Consider the following 15,934-nt stretch of genomic DNA (forward strand, 5'->3'; position numbering starts at 1 on the left):
ATTTTTTAGCAAGAAAAAAGTAAAAAAATGTGATCAATGTCTAGTTGTATGATTTTATTACATAAAACCATGTAAAGCTAAAAATCAAACTCAACAAAATCATTTTTAACGGGCTTTCTAGGCCGACTTGGTGAATTGCTAACGATAAGATGCACACCGTTTAAAGTGTTATCTAATTTTAAATACTGGTTGTGGCTGATTTTTATACTTTCACGTAAATAAAGCCGGTTCACAGTGAAATTATCGTCAGGCAGGCCGATTGTTTTTAACTGTTTTCTAATTTCTTCACGCTGATCGCACTGCGGTAATTTTTTAATCTGCGTACAGTTATTGACAGAACTCCAAGGCGTGCGTGCCGCACGTTTTTTAAGGTCAAGGTCCTTGCTTGGTTTTTCTTTTTTAACTATTTTCCATTTAATAAGTCTTGTGCAAATAAAGGACGTTAGTCCCGATAATGGTGAAAATACGCCTTTTATTTTTTTAATTACTTCCTCATATTGATTCAATTCTTCTTCGTAAGATAGCCTGACTTTTAAATCTTTGCGTAAAACCATTGGACCACCTTGGTGATTTGTATATGCTGCCCAGTCGCCAATATCAGCGGACGCTAAAACAGGATCGATAATTTTATTTTCCACTTTTTGGCTTTTTAATCTTCGTAGTTCTCGCCAAACGGTGACAGGTGCGCCGCCTAATTGTTGGAATTGGCGTATTTTCCAACGGCTTGCCCATGCAGTAACAGCTTTAGATGTTTCTTTTAAGTTTTCACCAGTTTCATCATCTACTTCATTATCCAACGCATAACCGTCAATATTTTTAGAAATATATTTAGCGATGTAGCCAGTTGCTGAGCCTTTTTCTTTATCGATCATGGTAAATTCAAAGCGGTTTTTTGCGGCACCTTTTTCTTGTCCGTCTTCATCCATGGCATAGATCCACATTACTTTAAAAGCTGTTTGTAAATCTTCGGGACGCATAAAAACTAAAATATGCCAATGCGGTGTGCCGTCGTGATGAGGTTCTGCAACACGGAAGCCAAAAAACTTAATATCCTCACGATTAAGCTTTGCTCGAATCCTTGACCATACTTTACACAAATAGGCTTGAGTTTCACGTGGATTATTACCTTGCCAATTTTCGACAAATCCGCCTTTTGAGTAGGTACTATGATATTTTGAAGGAGCTGTTAATGTAATAAATGCACCGGTATAACCCATTTCATCAGCCAAATCTTCAAAGCCCCGCATTCGAGTCATTAGCTCAGCACGACGAATAGCTGGATTGGAAATTGATTTATATACCTGCAAATCAAGTGCTATTTGTTCGCCAGTTTCTTGATTTTCAATTGCCATTTGTTCTAAATATTTTTTATTGCGTCGCTTTTGTTCTTTCCATTCTGATTGGCAAGATTGACTGGCATACGGGGTAGCTTTCTTTTGTACTTGCCCAACTGCAATGGCTAAATGTTCATGTTGGAAATCTCGACGAGTTTTTAGCTTGTTATACCACCAATCCTCATTAGTTAATTTTGCCAACGCTCTGACAATATTTTCATTGGTTAACTTTCCATTTTTATAATCGGCAAAGTAGGGCGGTACGATATTGATGCCGTCAAGTTCATTTAAAACAGATTTATAAAGTTGATGCTCAAGCCCAAGCTGATTAACCTCATTGGCAGATAAACAAAATTCATGATCCGCTAATAAGTGTTGTATAAGTTTATCTATATAACGGGCAATTTCGACACTAAGTTCAGCAATTCGCTCTCTGCCAAATGTAGGTAAGTTATCAAACTCAGCAGAAAAGTTAATAGATAGTGTGCTTGGTTTAATAAATTCATATTGTTTATTAACCAGATCAAGTCTTGATTTAATATTACCGCCAAGTGTTTTACGCAAAAATGTATTGGCGGCTTTTCGGCTTTTTGTTTGAAATAATTTGATGTATTCATTTGCAAAATAGCTACTTAAAAAATCTGGCAAACCAGAAAAATAATTAGCTCTAAAATTATGATCTTCGGTATCTACTTGCCATAACTTTATTTCACTATATGAAAGCCCTTGTGGCATTTTAGGTGATAATGCATGTGGATTAACTGGCGTTCTGATAACTTCTTTATTTGGTAAAAACTTGCCGACCGTATCGTAAAAATCACGCATACCAGAAAGCAGAGCGTGTTTAACTCTATCACTTAATATTGGTAGGTTTTGCGTGATTGTGGTCATGTGATTTTCTCTAATCTTGTATGTTATACTGTATTTAAAAATACATAACAAAAAAAGGTGGCCAATATGGAAGATAAATACATTAAAGGCGTTGCAATTAGTAAGATTGATAGTGAAATAACCAAAATCATTGAACAAGTTGACGCAAGAGGTCTTGGCGGCAACCCAATGGTTATTGGAATACAAAATGAAGATGGCGTTGTATATCGAAAAATCATAACTTATGGTCTCGGTTCATATTTAGATTTAGTTCAAAGTATTGCTCGTTTGGGGCTTATCGATTTATATAAAGATGATTTAAACCCACATAAATACGATAGTTTATTTGTACATCCCTAAGATAGTTTTTCTCAAATGGTTGCTTTCATCTGTGCGGCCATGTTTATGTTCATATTTTGCAATATATTTAAGTTTGTCATTAGCTTGCGCTTTATTGCTCATCTGTTTGTTTTTCATAGTTTTTCATCCTTATTGTTAAATCATATCCGGCGTTAACACGCCGATAATTTCTTTTGCGGGCTGACGATTGCCGTTTGCTGCCACCGACCGCGGGGCGTCGATTTCGTAGATTTCGAAATCACTAAAAATACCCTTTACTATAGTGTTGTTACTGTTTGATACGATCGCAGTTGCTCCACGCCTGACAGCATGGACCAGTAAATCACGTAACAATTTTGTAACTGGGTAATTGAACTTATGGGGAGTGTAGCCAGTAAAAATATCGTTTTTAGTTCCTGAAATGTACGGCGGATCGCAATAAATAACGTCGCCTGCTTCGGCCATTTCTATCGACGCCCTAAAATCTGCCGCCATTAATGTAACTGGGACGGAGATCAGCTTGTTGCTGAATTCGATTAGTTCAGTTTTCGGGAAGTAAACCTTTTTATATTTGCCGTGCGGTACATTAAACTCACCTTTTTGGTTATAACGGCAAACACCGTTAAAGCAATGGCGATTTAAATAGATAAATTCAGCAGCACGTTCTAACGTAAATGGTTGCGTTATATTGCAATTAAAGCGGCAGCGAACTTCATAAAAATCGATGTCACTATCAAATAGTGATTGAGCGGTATTTACTAATTTGGCTAAGTCATCACGTAACCAACGATAAACGTTAATTAAATCACGGTTTTTATCAGCTAATATATAGCTACTATAATTTGTATTGATAAACACATTACCCGCCCCAGCAAACGGCTCTATTAGCCGCTTTCCGTCTGGCATGTGTGGTAATAACTGAGGAATAAGCCGACCTTTACCGCCGACCCATTTTAAAAAGGATTTTTCTAACATTTTTTTGAGCCTTAAAGATTGGGGCTGATTGCCCCCTTTCGTTTAATTGAAATATTCTTATTCGTTATATTCCGTGCTTACCTTTTGCTTCTAAAATCTGCTGACAATAAACACACAAACTACAACCCGGAACGGCGTCACGTCTTGCTTCTGGTATCGGCTCGCCACATTCACAGCAATAAAGTGATGATTTGCCGGTGTAAACTTTTCTTTTTGCAATCAAGTTATCAAGCTCTAATTGAGCAATGTCATTGGCTCGGTCGATAACATCACGCATCAGTTCCGGTTCTCATAATGTTGGTTACGCATCGCTTCGGCTTCTTGCTCTAACAGCTCCGCCGATTCGGTCGGTGTTAAGTAGTTGGTGCGGATATGTGTAGCTAGTCGTTCCAGCTTTGCAGTAAATACATCGCATAACCCGCTTTTGGTTTCGTTTTTAGCTTGTTTCAAGGCTTGCAGTAATGCATCGCCCGATAATGCTGTCATTTTCATTTATGCCACCTTTTTGGTTTCTTTTTTAAAATCTTCTTCTTCACATAGTGCGAATGCATCAATAATTGCTTGCAACCGACGTAAACCTTTCTTTAAGTCGTCGACTTCTTTATCTGTCAGATCGTCATATTGCATTTGCCAAGCATGAGTAAATTGACTATCTGAGTTATAAATTTCCGTTGTACGCAATTCGATGCCCGACGCACTCAGCAATAAACGTTTTTGCCCAGGCTTTAAATTGTTAAAAGCCGATCTGGCTAAACTGCGTTTACCGCTTAATATTTGGTGAAATTCACGCAAAAAACTACGTGGCTCAATGGTTTGAGTGCTTTGTGCTACATTCATCTTCATCACCTATTAACGGCTGATGCAACTTAATTACTTGCCCGTTTGACTTTTCGATATAGCCTTTCGGATTGTGTCTATTAGTCTGGATATAAATTAAAGTCGACTTATTAGCCGACTTTGGGCTTAAATAGATTGCGTGGCTCATTACTTATTCCTCTTTAATATTTAACTCAGGATTAAAGGCTTTAGCTCCCTCAAGGGTTAAAGCCACCATATTGATAAAAGTTGTAGAGCGGTCGTACTTGCCTGTGATTTGCTTTTTACGGATAGGAAGCTTGCCTTCACTAATGTATTTTTTTACTGTGCGAGGATTCATACCTGATACACGGGCAAATTCATCAACAGTGACATAAGGCGCTGAAATAGCTATTGATATTCTTGGCGTCATAGTGCATTATTCCTAGTTAGGTGTTTATATGTGTTTATATATAATAAAATTAGGATTTAGTTAATAATAAATTAACATTAAATAAATGTAAATAGGATTTTATTAATTTTTTTGAATCAAATACTAATTAGGTGATTAAGTTGTGAAAATCAATTTTGATACTGGTGGCGCAGATGTTTTAGACAGAGTTTTAAAAGCTTATGGTTTTAAAACTAAATTAATGTTGGCTAATCATTTGAATATATCTTCTGCAAGTCTTGTTCAACGCTATAAAAGGGATCAGTTCCCGTCAGATATAGTAGTGCGTTGCATGGCTGAAACAGGAGCTTCATTAGAATGGTTAGCTAATGGTGAAGGTGAATTTTTACCGAATGAAAAATCAAAAGAAGCCGTTCTAACAGATGAAACGCTAGAAAAGTTGGAACGACTGGCCAACCTGAAGGAAAAGGGTGCAATAACCGATCAAGAGTTTAACGAATTAAAGGCTAAATTGATTTGATAGGAGATTAAAAGATGACAAACAATCATCTATTTTCAAATAAAGTATTATTTTTATTTATGATTGTTTGTTTTTTTGCATTTGTTTCTTCTATTTCATTGGCAACTAATTACGACGAAAAATCTATAATGTTAAGTCTTTTTATTGTCGTTTTATTTTTCTTTTCAGCTTTAGGTTTTTTAGTATCTTTTCTGTTTTTGACCGTAAAAAAATTAATAACAAGCACCAACAAAGTAGTTTTAAAATTTAGTGGCATTAGTTTTTTAATTTTTTGCATATCAATTCTTTTGGCTGTATCTATTGATAAAGATCAGAATGAAGTGTTATTTTTGTCATCATCATTTGCAATTGTTATCTCTTTTTTTTCCTCAATAATATTTACTCTTTTCGTAGCAATACGTTTTATTTTATTCAAGTTAATATCATCCAAAAAAGAAGTTTCTCTTGTTAATGTTACAAATTCCAAACAAGTAGAAAAAGATAACAATCAAAAAGAAATAATAGAACAACATCTAGATTCTAATGTTAAACAAAAAAACAACAAGATGTCTAAAAGTTCACCTGAAAAAATTTTAAAAGCCAGAGCTAAAGCTAAAGCCAAAAAAGCAATTAAAGTAGAAGCAAAAAAAGAAAAGAAACAGAATCCAGTCAGAAGCATTTCTTACACACCTCCAACAGCAGAAGAAGAAAAAGAGAAAAAAGCTAAAGAACGTGATCGATATTTAAAAGATAATTTTGAATCTAAACTAAAAACATTGTGGAAAGGCTCAAAAGATATTGAGTTTTCTTATTCTGACGTAAATGATGATATTAGCCATCGTTATTTAAAATTAAATAAAGTATTGATTAACCAATATGGTGAAATTTATTTTTCTGGTATCTGTGCTATTCGTGATGAAATTCGAACGTTTAAAGTAGAACGCATTATGTCTACTATTGAATATGATTATCATGATTACTCTATTAAGCAGTTTTTAACCCGTGTATTACAAATTAGCAATAATGCTGAAAGTTCGAGGAAAAAAAGTAAAGCTAAAAAAGAAACATTTGATATTCATTTTACAGGGTTTAAACAAGCCGATAAACAACGATTAATCGAACTAGTAGAAGCAAAAGATCTAACAGTAAGAAAAAGTGTTACTCAAAACTTGCAAATATTATGCATAGGTTATAACGCTAGCCAAAACAAAATTGAAAAAGCACAAGAAATGGGAATTAGCATCATGAATGAAAGCGATTTCTTAAACTTTTTAGAAACTGGTGAGATATTGTTAGGGGAGTGATTGTGGACAAAAAAAATAAATCAAAAAAAATAACTTGTTATAGTGCATCAAGTTCTATATTACTAGAAAATAATGATGTTCCAAAAGATGGTGTTTTATTTAAGGATATAGGTTTTTTTGCTGTTGTTTTAACTGCTTTACTATATATGAGTGCATATGTATGCGAGGCAATAACTGCTGTTTATTATGGATTTGATATTGATTTAATATCATTACCAATGTCTACTATTATAAAAAATAACATGTTATCTTTATTTATAATTATCCCAGCAATGTTGCCAATTGTATTTGATTATTTAAGATGCTATCAAACATTGCCTTTAAATGTAAAACCAGTAAAAAAATTTCATTTACTTATCATTGTAATAATATTTGTATCTATATCTATTGGTATTTATAACTTTAACGAAAGTATTTTTTATAGGCTATTTTTACCTGTAACAATTATCTCGATTTTTTCTCTTTTATTTCTTTATTTTCTTTCTAAAATATTTCGATCAACTGGGTTTGTTCAATCATTTTTTTACCTTTTTATATGGATTATTATATGGCTTGTTCTTGTGGGAATGACATTTTTAAGTTTTATTTTAATGAGTGGTAAACATAAACAATATCAAATGTTTAATTATAACAACCAAAACTATGTTTTATTAAGACAGTATGACAATAACCTAGTCGCAAAAAAAATTATTACAAAGGAGCTAAATGGTCAAAAGGAAAACTGTTTTGACAATGAGATTTTATATTTACCAGTCAGCATTTTAGAAAAAGGATTAATTTTGAGAACTGTAGATGTCGTAGATAATTGTAAATAGCTAAGAGTTGAAAAATGACTGTACGTAAAAATAACGGCAAGTGGCTATTCGAAAAATACCTTGATGGTGGTCGTAGAGTTCGTAAAACTTTCGCCACCAAAGGTGAGGCACTTGCTTATGAAAGTTATTTAGAAGAGCAAACCAACGAAAAGCCTTGGTTAGGTGAAAAAATTGATAAACGCCATTTATCGGATTTAATTAACAGTTGGTACTCATTACATGGGCAAACGCTTAAAGACGGGCAAACACGCCTAAAAGCGATGTTATTTGCTTGTGAATGCATTAATGATCCATTAGCCACTCATTTTACAGCCAAACAGTTTACTAATTATCGTCAAAAGCGTATTGATGGTGAGATATTTCGAACAGATAGGATAAAGAATGTTGCCCCTCGTACAATGAATCTTGAATTAACTTATTTTAAAGCTATGTTTAATGAGTTAATTCGACTAGGAGAGTGGCAACATAGCAATCCGCTTGAAAGAATACGCCCATTTAAAACAGATGAGCAAGAAATGGCTTATCTTACTAAAGAGCAAATTCATGAACTCCTATTATCTTGTGAGCAAAGCACCGCTACCGATTTAACCATTATTGTTAAAATTTGCCTAGCAACAGGAGCAAGGTGGAGCGAAGCCGAAAGCCTAAAGGGCGCACAAGTTAAAGACGGAAAAATCACCTACATTAACACCAAAGGCAAACGTAATAGAACCATTCCAATTAGTGACAAACTCTTTAACGAAATCCCCAAAAAGAATGGTAGCTTATTTACTCCCTGTTACTCGGCGTTCCGCTCAGCAATCGATCGTGCAGGAATAGAATTACCCGATCGGCAACTAACCCACGTATTACGCCACACTTTTGCCAGCCATTTTATGATGAATGGCGGTAATATTTTAGTATTGCAAAAAATCCTCGGCCATACCGATATCAAAATGACCATGCGTTACGCACACTTTGCACCTGATCACTTTGAAGATGCGGTAAGGTTGAATCCGTTGGGTTCAAAATGATAAAAAAATTTATCAACGAAACTATAAATCAGCATTATATTTCCCAAGCGGAGCAAAGATTAAATGCAATTAATCCGAAAGCTAAACCTAGCAAGCAAAGAATATATTCATTTAATATTGTTAACCGAGAATCATTTAAAATTGAATTGGAAAATGATAAAGGGATGTTAATTGAGAATAATTTATCTATCTTTGATTTATATAGTTTTGACGTGGATGATGAATCTAAAAAATTACGTTATAACTTTGAATTATTATTTAATAAATATGAATCAAACATCATTATTCATACAAAAAGCTTACTTAAAAAAATAGATAATAGAGATAAAGATATTCTTAATGAATTGTTTAATATTTTTATACTTAAAACACTCAATTCACTTCGAAATCCTTTCTGTATAAAGAAAACAATTAATACTTTAAAACCAATTTTACAATATATACCAACTGACAAGAAATACCAAGAAACATATAGAAAGATAATAAACGGGGAAGTAAAACATCTGAATTATTTATATAACCTTTTAGGAGTAAGTAAAGAACAATACAAGTTATGGCTAAAAGGTTTATTTATGCTTTTAATAGAATTTGAGCATAAAGGGGAAAAAATTAACATGTTGGAGTCTTTTGCTAGAAATATATATGAAAATAAAGACAATTATAAAACAATAACTATAAATTGTTACGATAACCATTCGGTATTACTTTCAGACAGGGGCTTTAATAGTATTGAAGATAATGTAAACTCTATTATTGAATTTAATTTAAGTTCTTCGTCTTTTATCATTTATTCTTTCACAAATTTAAATAAATTTGCAGAATCACAAGGATGGATATCGGACAATCATAATAAAATGATTGAAAGATGTAAAGAAGTTCAAGGTAACATAATCCATGTTTATTATGATAGAAATAACATTGAATTATTAAATCGGTATAACAAAAGAACAATATATCAAGCTCATTCTCATGTTTATAGTGCAAAGAAATCATGGCGATAAAATGGCGGTTGAAAATATTTTTATATAGTAAAATATGTCTATATATGTATTTCTAACCGCTTGATTTGATTATAAGTTATTGATTTTAAATACAGCTTTAAAGAACTCATAATCGATTGGTCACTGGTTCAAGTCCAGTAGGGGCCACCATTCTAAATCATGATTTATATAATTTTTAAGCATTTCTTAGATTTTCCATTGTGCCATTGAATGAGCCTTGTGCCGTAAATGTGACGTTATTTGCGAATTCAAGCATGTGATCTGCGTTTGAATGGGCGTATTTATTCATCACCTCTAACGTCTCCCATCCATTAATATTCTTGAGCATAAAAAGTTCAATTTTCTGCGAAAAGCTTATAGTTATATATTATCTAGTTACCAGCCAATTCCCTTGCAGTATGTCTTTGTTGTTACAGGAGCGATGCTTTCAAAGTTATTTTTAATCATACATTGTTCAAAATAATAATTTGTATAAAATGGAATATCAGGACCTATTTCCGGATAATGATATAATATGCCATCTTTTGGAATATAACGAGCGCACGCCTTATTTAATCTATCAACACTAGGAAAGTTGTCATTGTCGTCATAAGCTAAAAATTTGGTGAGGATTTGTTCTGTTGTACCTGTCAATTTTTCAGTGCTTTTACCAAAATAATAGTTCTCAATATAATTGTGTTGAATCCAAACAGCATCAGGTAAATATTCTTGGGATATATGCCCATCAGTACATAACTGGGTAAAAATATTAATAAGAACAATTCTTGCATTCTCTGCTTCTTGGCTACATTTTTTAATATCGAGCTTTGAAGCTTTAGATTTTTTATTATCAACTGATTGCCAATATGCATTTTTATAATCATTGAATGTCGATTTAACTGTACCAAAAAGGCAAAGCTCTCCACGACTCGAACAAGACGGAACAATAACAACAATAATAGCAACAATAGCAATAATAGGAACAACAAAAAGCATTACTTTTAATTTAACCATTGATTATTCTTAATTCAATTTATGTGAACTCATTTTATATTATAAAAATCAAAAAAAAATTAGAAAATGCCATTTTCACCTAAATGGTGGGATTGTATATTTGACACAAAAAATAGCAACTAATGTCATTGATGATTATAATTCTAATTGCATTAAAAAATTAATTTTATTTAAACTCAGCATCACTTTTTTAACCACAAACATGCAAAAATGATGTTGTTTTATTTATTAAATAATTAAATTAGTTAATTTTTTAAGATTAAAATTTTAATAATTTTTTCAGTCTTTTTATTCTTACCTTTTTAGGCTGATTTAAAGTTATTAAAGATTGAACGTTATTTTGTAAAACCACCATTTTTATAAGATACAAAACCTACTTAATCTCTTGCAATTCACTAGCACTACACTTAATCGTGACTTGTAATCGATCAAATTGATCTTTAGAATCGATTTCCCAGCAGCTTTTCATGATTGGGTTGATTTTTTTGACTAATTCTACTTCTTCATAGTTGTAGCTGCAGCTAACCCAACTACCTCCTTCGTCGTAAATGGTGTTTACGCTCCAAGTTGCTTGATGTTGTTCACCATCAATGATACCGGTTTCTGGTTTTTGCTGGATTTTTTTAGCGGGATTATCGGAATAGACGCCAACGCCATCAAGCAATAATAATGCATCTTTCTTTTCAGAAACCGCCCAATCGTTAGGCAGGTTATTAATATCTAAATGAGCGGATTTAATTGTTACTGAGCTTGGACAAGTTATTTCGTCGGCTTGAGCTGTGGGTAAAGCACTCATCCAAGCTAAAATGACAATACTAAGGCTGATTATTTTATATTTCATGGATAGATCCTGATAAAACATTGAACGTGTAATTATGCCAATGTCATCAATAACGTCAAGTATAAAAATAAGATTTTATTAAGGTTTTTAAAAGTATTGGATATTTTATGGTAAATTTATAAGTGGATCGTTTTTTAACACAATAGTGATAAAAAATCAGTCAGGAAAGGTATTGATTTTATTGAATTTTTTTGTTTTGTTATTTTTAGTAAAATCAAGGGATTATCTAATGTAGATCCCATCAATGTCTCAAATTTAAGTCATTTTTGCATAACCTATTAATTGATTGTTGAATTTGTAGTTATTGTGTTGCATTATTCTTTAGATAAATACACTATACTGATATGAAAAGGAGTGCTAATTGAAATTAGTAACAAAATATATGTTCCAAAAAGTGCTAAACATTCGTCCCTTGCTTATAGCCTTTGCTATTTGTTATTTGTTTATGATTATTCTTATATTGGCGACTATTAAGTTTGATTCTTATTCAAATATTTACTTTCCTATTATTTATTTGTTTTTAGGTTTAACCCTATTGATCGAAGTTGTTTTATGTGTTTTGATGTTGATAAAACTGTTTACTGAGCCAAATACCTGCCAATTTACCTCGTTTTTAGGGCTGTTTTTCGGCGAACTGTTTTGTATTTTTTGGGGGGGAGCTGTTTACTTTAGTGCTGTTGCTTACAGTATTGGTTTAAATGAACTTTTTGTCTTTTTATGTGCATTTTTATTTCCTGTTATAAGTGGCTTGGCATATGGCATATTGTTTATTATTAAGGTATTAAGATGGTTGGTTTGCTTTGTGTTAAAACTAAAGTAACGCTATTTTAAGCACCCCCAAGAGCCCAATTTTTCAAAACAATAGCAATATCAAAAGGATTGATTTTATTTAAAAAAACAATGCAAAACTTAAATAAAATCAATATCTTTCCTGACGGTTTTTTGTGTGATAAAAATAACAATTTCATTGATTTTTTGTTGAAAAATTATACTTGCTTTTTTCTTAAATCAGCGCTTATATATACATTGATAAGCAATTGGGCTTATCGCCAATTTTATCAGGAGGAAACTTATCATGGTACAAAAATTTGCTCCATATGGTAGTGATGTTTCGGCTGGTACTTATAAGTGTGCCGATTGCGGCTATATATATTCAAATCAAAGCAAAAAATCGTTACCTCCTTGCCCTGATCATAATAAAAAGCCGCATAGCAAAAATGGTTGGTATATTATGTCTGGGCAGGGTGATTCAGTTAAAGATCCTCATCCAAATAAAAAGTGATTTTAGTCACTTAAAACGATTAAAGGCAGCCATTGGGTTGCCTTTTTTGATTGTGTCGATTTTAGATAATTGCTGTTTTGATGAATATTTTATTCTGTGTTATTTTTATCTGATTTTTTGTATAAAATAACAACATATTTAGGCTTATCGAAATCAATAATGCCATTAAAATAATATAACTTGATTAAGATTAAATGTAAGGAATCTTGAAGTGAAAAAACGAATAAAATTGGCTGCGCTAGTTTCTGCTTTTTTTATGATTTCGAGTGCGTATAGTGCCTAATTGCCTCCGTCAGCAAATATAACTAAAGCCTTTGCGGATAGTGCTAAAAGATCGATATTAGGCGAAGGTGGAACATTTCCCGTTAAAGTCGAAGCGGGTTACGAAGTCACTAATATTTTTTATAACCTTAATAACGTTGTTTTTGAATACAATATGCCAACTGATAGCCAAAGTGCATCAATGGAAGATATTATCAAAGGCATTAGGCTTGGTCTAAATGCACAATTTTGTGATAAGCAAGACGTGATTGATGTGTTACGTGCTTATGATATTAGCTTCTTGTTCCGCTTTCAATTCACTGATGATCGCATTGTACCTGCAACGTTATCCATTGATAATATTTGTCAAAAACAATAAGCAGATTATCGATTACATCTATATTATCTTTTTCTTTCTTTACTTTAAAAAATTGAAATAGTTAGTGTAATTGTATTTATAATTTTTAAGAAAGATTTTATCCTATCGAAAAATTTAAAAATCGGCTACGAGTTAGTGTAGTTTGTAGGGTTAAACAAACTGTTTATAACTTTAGATTTAGTGAATCGAAAAAGGAAATAACTATGAGACTGAAAAATAGATTAATAGAATATGCACAAACTTTAAATGAAGTTCAAGTTGATCAGCCTTTTAAAAAATTTCCTGATTATAAAGTACTTCGGCATAAACGTAATGGTAAATGGTTTGGTTTAATTATGTCAGTTGAGAAAAATAAATTAGGTTTTGGATCTAATGATATGGTAGAGATAATTGATGTGAAATCCGATCCAGAATTGATTTCTATAATAAAAAATAGTTCAGGTTTATTACCGGCTTACCATATGAATAAAAATCATTGGATCACAATAATGCTCGACGGTTCGATATCATTTGAACAAATCATAAATTTATTAAACCATAGCTATAATTTAACGATCTAAACTGTATGGATATAGCTTTTAGGCAATATATAATTAAGCAATTAGTTTATCCAATAACAAACATGTTATGGATGACTTCTTGAGTGTTTTTTATATAAACTATCTGATCAATGTTTTAGGTAGCATAAAAACCAGATATTGAGCAGATAGTTTAGTTGAAGTGACTCAAAAATCATATTTTGAGCCCACATTTCGCCACTATAAAGATGAGGGTTCAAATCACGAATGTCACGAAAGTTTGCAAAGGTGATATCATCTTTGGCAAAACTGTTAAGGCTAAAAGTGATAAAAGTTAGGCTATTAATACATTTTTAATTCGGTTAAATTTTAAATGCATATATAATCCAACAATAAGGCTGTTATAAGGTGCTAAAAATGTTGGATAAAATGAAGCAGTCTATTGTGAAATTATATTTACTAATATGACTCTAACTTTAGTCTCAGGTTGTAAAATAAACAGTAAATTTTATTATTGAAGATAGACAATAACAAAATAAACAGAAAATATTATGGAATTGCTTTATAATGTAAGCGGACAATCCACTTTTTATTTATTTAGGAATCATTTCATGTCATTTGACTCTCTTGGCTTAGACGCTGAGATTTTAAAAGCAATTCAAGAACAAAACTATACAGACCCAACTCCCATCCAACAGCAAGCTATTCCCGTCATTTTATCCGGTAAAGATCTTATGGCAAGTGCGCAAACCGGTACAGGTAAAACGGCAGGTTTTGGTTTACCCATTTTGCAAAAATGGGTAGAACAGCAAGCCCAAACAACCAATAAACTTGAGGCGAAAAAAGGCAAACGTCCTTTATATGCATTGATTTTAGCGCCGACTCGTGAGCTTGCTGCACAAATTGGCGAAAATATTCGTGAGTATAGCCGTTATTTACCCATTCGGTCGTTGGTAGTATTTGGTGGGGTAAGTATTAATCCGCAAATGATGAAACTACGTGGTGGTGTGGATGTCTTGATTGCAACACCAGGACGATTACTCGATTTAGTGCAACAAAATGCCGTGGATCTTTCAACGATTAAAATGCTAGTATTGGATGAAGCTGATCGCATGTTAGATATGGGCTTTATTCATGATATTCGCCGCGTGATTGCTAAATTACCTAAAAAACGCCAAAATTTGATGTTTTCGGCAACTTTTTCTGATGAAATAAAAGTATTAGCGCAATCGATTTTACATGCCCCTGAATTGGTTGCTGTTGCGAAAACCAATAGCGCTTCAGAGCAGATCACCCAATATGTGCATCGGGTTGATAAACGTCGTAAGCGTGAATTGTTGTCTTATTTAATTGGTAAAAATCAATGGCAACAGGTGTTGGTCTTTACTCGCACTAAATATGGTGCGAATCACTTAGCTGAACAGTTGACTAAAGATGGTATAAAAGCGGCAGCCATTCATGGCAATAAGAGCCAAGGCGCACGCACTAAAGCTTTGGCAGATTTTAAAAGTGGACAAATTAGAGCATTAGTGGCAACCGATATTGCCGCTCGCGGTCTTGATATTGAGTTACTTCCTTATGTGGTGAATTATGAACTTCCGCAAGTGGCAGAAGATTATGTGCATCGCATTGGACGAACAGGACGAGCTCAAAATGAAGGGCAGGCTATTTCGCTGGTATGCATTGATGAGCTTCCTCAATTAAAAGCGATTGAAAAGTTAATTAAAAAAACGATTCCAGAATTAACAACTCAAGGTTTTGAAGTTGATCCTAAAATTAAAGCTGAACCGATAAAAAAATCATCACAAAGGCGAGTACCCCAAAAAAGAGGAAGTGCAAACTCAAATCGATCGCCGCAGTTCAATCAAAATGGTGTGAAATCATCAAGCCGACATAATCACACTAAAAATAAACAACCTAATTAATATTTAATAATGTAGAAGGAAACTATTATGGTAAATCGCAGCAGACGTTTACGAAAAAAATTACACATTGAAGAGTTTAAAGAGTTTGGCTTTACGGTTAGTTGGTCTTTTGACGAAGGCACAAGCGAAGAGACTTTAGATAATATCGTTGATCAGTTTATTCTTGAAGCCATTCAACCCAATGGTTTAGCTTATGAGGGCAGCGGTTATTTAAATTGGAAAGGGATTATTTGCACCCAAAAATTAGGGAACTGTACTGAAGAACATCGTGACATTGTCACAAAATGGCTGGAAACTCATGGTCTGAAAAATGTTAAAGCTAGTCCACTTATTGATATTTGGTGGGATGAGTTAGATTTTTAATTTAATTATTTGAAT

Annotated in this window: 21 protein-coding genes and 1 pseudogene; 12 read left to right on the forward strand and 10 right to left on the reverse strand. The window is 32.9% G+C overall.

Translation table 11 applies throughout. The features are described from left to right. Positions 1-77: 77 nt before the first annotated feature. Positions 78-2,225 carry a replication endonuclease gene (locus tag GYX25_RS03110; protein ID WP_174786693.1) on the reverse strand — a complete coding sequence of 716 codons (2,148 nt, stop codon included), beginning with the start codon at positions 2,223-2,225 and terminating at the stop codon, positions 78-80. A 66-nt stretch (positions 2,226-2,291) separates the two neighbouring features. On the opposite strand from GYX25_RS03110, the gene GYX25_RS03115 reads away from it, so the two are divergent. After that, a complete protein-coding gene (locus GYX25_RS03115; protein WP_174786694.1) occupies positions 2,292-2,564 on the forward strand; it encodes a hypothetical protein in 273 nt (90 codons plus the stop codon). Here the strand turns inward: GYX25_RS03115 and GYX25_RS11240 are convergent. The 6 genes from GYX25_RS11240 to GYX25_RS03140 form a co-directional block, all read right to left on the reverse strand. Continuing rightward, positions 2,547-2,681: a hypothetical protein gene (locus tag GYX25_RS11240; RefSeq protein WP_255457019.1), complete on the reverse strand. Its 135-nt coding sequence runs from the start codon at positions 2,679-2,681 to the stop codon at positions 2,547-2,549. The two genes, GYX25_RS03115 and GYX25_RS11240, sit on opposite strands and share 18 nt — an antisense overlap. Before the next feature lie 18 nt (positions 2,682-2,699). Then, the gene (locus tag GYX25_RS03120) at positions 2,700-3,518 is read right to left on the reverse strand and encodes a DNA adenine methylase (protein WP_174786695.1); all 819 of its coding nucleotides are present in this window, start codon (positions 3,516-3,518) and stop codon (positions 2,700-2,702) included. A gap of 64 nt (positions 3,519-3,582) precedes the next feature. Next, a complete protein-coding gene (locus tag GYX25_RS03125; protein WP_174786696.1) occupies positions 3,583-3,795 on the reverse strand; it encodes a TraR/DksA family transcriptional regulator in 213 nt (70 codons plus the stop codon). Continuing rightward, the gene (locus GYX25_RS03130) at positions 3,795-4,010 is read right to left on the reverse strand and encodes a DUF2732 family protein (protein WP_174786697.1); all 216 of its coding nucleotides are present in this window, start codon (positions 4,008-4,010) and stop codon (positions 3,795-3,797) included. The genes GYX25_RS03125 and GYX25_RS03130 overlap by 1 nt, the downstream gene beginning before the upstream one ends. Next, entirely contained in the window at positions 4,011-4,355 is a 345-nt protein-coding gene (locus GYX25_RS03135; RefSeq protein ID WP_086320062.1) for a hypothetical protein, read from the reverse strand. Positions 4,356-4,506: 151 nt separating this feature from the next. Continuing rightward, positions 4,507-4,746, reverse strand: a complete 240-nt coding sequence (locus GYX25_RS03140) for a MerR family transcriptional regulator (RefSeq protein ID WP_065585298.1) — start codon at positions 4,744-4,746, stop codon at positions 4,507-4,509. Between the two features lie 142 nt (positions 4,747-4,888). Between GYX25_RS03140 and GYX25_RS11310 the strand changes: the two genes are divergently transcribed. From GYX25_RS11310 to GYX25_RS03165, 5 genes are read left to right on the forward strand one after another with little or no spacing between them, the layout of a single operon-like run. Beyond that, complete coding sequence (locus GYX25_RS11310) at positions 4,889-5,245, forward strand: helix-turn-helix domain-containing protein (protein WP_174786698.1); 357 nt, start codon at positions 4,889-4,891, stop codon at positions 5,243-5,245. Between the two features lie 14 nt (positions 5,246-5,259). Continuing rightward, the gene (locus GYX25_RS03150; RefSeq protein ID WP_174786699.1) at positions 5,260-6,528 is read left to right on the forward strand and encodes a hypothetical protein; all 1,269 of its coding nucleotides are present in this window, start codon (positions 5,260-5,262) and stop codon (positions 6,526-6,528) included. 2 nt (positions 6,529-6,530) lie between these two features. Then, the gene (locus GYX25_RS03155; protein ID WP_174786700.1) at positions 6,531-7,343 is read left to right on the forward strand and encodes a hypothetical protein; all 813 of its coding nucleotides are present in this window, start codon (positions 6,531-6,533) and stop codon (positions 7,341-7,343) included. Between the two features lie 14 nt (positions 7,344-7,357). Beyond that, complete coding sequence (locus tag GYX25_RS03160) at positions 7,358-8,356, forward strand: phage integrase (protein WP_174786701.1); 999 nt, start codon at positions 7,358-7,360, stop codon at positions 8,354-8,356. Then, positions 8,353-9,357 (forward strand): hypothetical protein, encoded by a 1,005-nt coding sequence (locus tag GYX25_RS03165; protein WP_174786702.1) that lies wholly within the window; start codon positions 8,353-8,355, stop codon positions 9,355-9,357. The genes GYX25_RS03160 and GYX25_RS03165 overlap by 4 nt, the downstream gene beginning before the upstream one ends. 175 nt (positions 9,358-9,532) lie before the next feature. Here GYX25_RS03165 and GYX25_RS11365 read toward each other — a convergent pair. From GYX25_RS11365 to GYX25_RS03175, 3 genes and pseudogenes are all read right to left on the reverse strand, one after another. Beyond that, positions 9,533-9,691 (reverse strand): annotated as a pseudogene (locus GYX25_RS11365) (site-specific integrase); the annotation flags it as partial. Between the two features lie 41 nt (positions 9,692-9,732). Beyond that, a complete protein-coding gene (locus GYX25_RS03170) occupies positions 9,733-10,350 on the reverse strand; it encodes a hypothetical protein (RefSeq protein ID WP_174786703.1) in 618 nt (205 codons plus the stop codon). Between the two features lie 373 nt (positions 10,351-10,723). Beyond that, positions 10,724-11,191: an STY0301 family protein gene (locus tag GYX25_RS03175; protein ID WP_174786704.1), complete on the reverse strand. Its 468-nt coding sequence runs from the start codon at positions 11,189-11,191 to the stop codon at positions 10,724-10,726. 361 nt (positions 11,192-11,552) lie between these two features. Between GYX25_RS03175 and GYX25_RS03180 the strand changes: the two genes are divergently transcribed. From GYX25_RS03180 to GYX25_RS03205, 6 genes are all read left to right on the forward strand, one after another. Beyond that, positions 11,553-12,011, forward strand: coding sequence for a hypothetical protein (locus tag GYX25_RS03180; RefSeq protein ID WP_174786705.1), 459 nt, complete (start codon positions 11,553-11,555; stop codon positions 12,009-12,011). A gap of 255 nt (positions 12,012-12,266) precedes the next feature. Continuing rightward, positions 12,267-12,473, forward strand: a complete 207-nt coding sequence (locus tag GYX25_RS03185) for a hypothetical protein (RefSeq protein WP_091346771.1) — start codon at positions 12,267-12,269, stop codon at positions 12,471-12,473. Between the two features lie 283 nt (positions 12,474-12,756). After that, positions 12,757-13,113: a hypothetical protein gene (locus tag GYX25_RS03190; protein WP_174786706.1), complete on the forward strand. Its 357-nt coding sequence runs from the start codon at positions 12,757-12,759 to the stop codon at positions 13,111-13,113. A 203-nt stretch (positions 13,114-13,316) separates the two neighbouring features. Further along, positions 13,317-13,673 carry an MmcQ/YjbR family DNA-binding protein gene (locus tag GYX25_RS03195; RefSeq protein ID WP_091346775.1) on the forward strand — a complete coding sequence of 119 codons (357 nt, stop codon included), beginning with the start codon at positions 13,317-13,319 and terminating at the stop codon, positions 13,671-13,673. A 569-nt stretch (positions 13,674-14,242) separates the two neighbouring features. Then, on the forward strand, positions 14,243-15,556 hold the full coding sequence (gene rhlE / locus GYX25_RS03200) for an ATP-dependent RNA helicase RhlE (protein ID WP_174786707.1): 1,314 nt from the start codon (positions 14,243-14,245) through the stop codon (positions 15,554-15,556). A 27-nt stretch (positions 15,557-15,583) separates the two neighbouring features. Then, positions 15,584-15,919 carry a YggL family protein gene (locus GYX25_RS03205; RefSeq protein WP_180214324.1) on the forward strand — a complete coding sequence of 112 codons (336 nt, stop codon included), beginning with the start codon at positions 15,584-15,586 and terminating at the stop codon, positions 15,917-15,919. The last annotated feature ends 15 nt before the right edge of the window (positions 15,920-15,934 follow it).

Origin of the sequence: Gilliamella sp. ESL0254 (genome assembly GCF_013344985.1) — a bacterium.
GTDB lineage: Bacteria > Pseudomonadota > Gammaproteobacteria > Enterobacterales > Orbaceae > Gilliamella > Gilliamella bombicola.

Excerpts from the sequence above, each read along its gene's own strand:
- GYX25_RS03110 (WP_174786693.1), bottom strand. The coding sequence starts at position 2,225 with ATGACCACAATCACGCAAAACCTACCAATATTAAGTGATAGAGTTAAA.
- GYX25_RS03115 (WP_174786694.1), top strand. The coding sequence starts at position 2,292 with ATGGAAGATAAATACATTAAAGGCGTTGCAATTAGTAAGATTGATAGT.
- GYX25_RS11240 (WP_255457019.1), bottom strand. The coding sequence starts at position 2,681 with ATGAAAAACAAACAGATGAGCAATAAAGCGCAAGCTAATGACAAACTT.
- GYX25_RS03120 (WP_174786695.1), bottom strand. The coding sequence starts at position 3,518 with ATGTTAGAAAAATCCTTTTTAAAATGGGTCGGCGGTAAAGGTCGGCTT.
- GYX25_RS03125 (WP_174786696.1), bottom strand. The coding sequence starts at position 3,795 with ATGCGTGATGTTATCGACCGAGCCAATGACATTGCTCAATTAGAGCTT.
- GYX25_RS03130 (WP_174786697.1), bottom strand. The coding sequence starts at position 4,010 with ATGAAAATGACAGCATTATCGGGCGATGCATTACTGCAAGCCTTGAAA.
- GYX25_RS03135 (WP_086320062.1), bottom strand. The coding sequence starts at position 4,355 with ATGAATGTAGCACAAAGCACTCAAACCATTGAGCCACGTAGTTTTTTG.
- GYX25_RS03140 (WP_065585298.1), bottom strand. The coding sequence starts at position 4,746 with ATGACGCCAAGAATATCAATAGCTATTTCAGCGCCTTATGTCACTGTT.
- GYX25_RS03150 (WP_174786699.1), top strand. The coding sequence starts at position 5,260 with ATGACAAACAATCATCTATTTTCAAATAAAGTATTATTTTTATTTATG.
- GYX25_RS03160 (WP_174786701.1), top strand. The coding sequence starts at position 7,358 with ATGACTGTACGTAAAAATAACGGCAAGTGGCTATTCGAAAAATACCTT.
- GYX25_RS03165 (WP_174786702.1), top strand. The coding sequence starts at position 8,353 with ATGATAAAAAAATTTATCAACGAAACTATAAATCAGCATTATATTTCC.
- GYX25_RS03170 (WP_174786703.1), bottom strand. The coding sequence starts at position 10,350 with ATGGTTAAATTAAAAGTAATGCTTTTTGTTGTTCCTATTATTGCTATT.
- GYX25_RS03175 (WP_174786704.1), bottom strand. The coding sequence starts at position 11,191 with ATGAAATATAAAATAATCAGCCTTAGTATTGTCATTTTAGCTTGGATG.
- GYX25_RS03185 (WP_091346771.1), top strand. The coding sequence starts at position 12,267 with ATGGTACAAAAATTTGCTCCATATGGTAGTGATGTTTCGGCTGGTACT.
- GYX25_RS03195 (WP_091346775.1), top strand. The coding sequence starts at position 13,317 with ATGAGACTGAAAAATAGATTAATAGAATATGCACAAACTTTAAATGAA.
- rhlE (WP_174786707.1), top strand. The coding sequence starts at position 14,243 with ATGTCATTTGACTCTCTTGGCTTAGACGCTGAGATTTTAAAAGCAATT.
- GYX25_RS03205 (WP_180214324.1), top strand. The coding sequence starts at position 15,584 with ATGGTAAATCGCAGCAGACGTTTACGAAAAAAATTACACATTGAAGAG.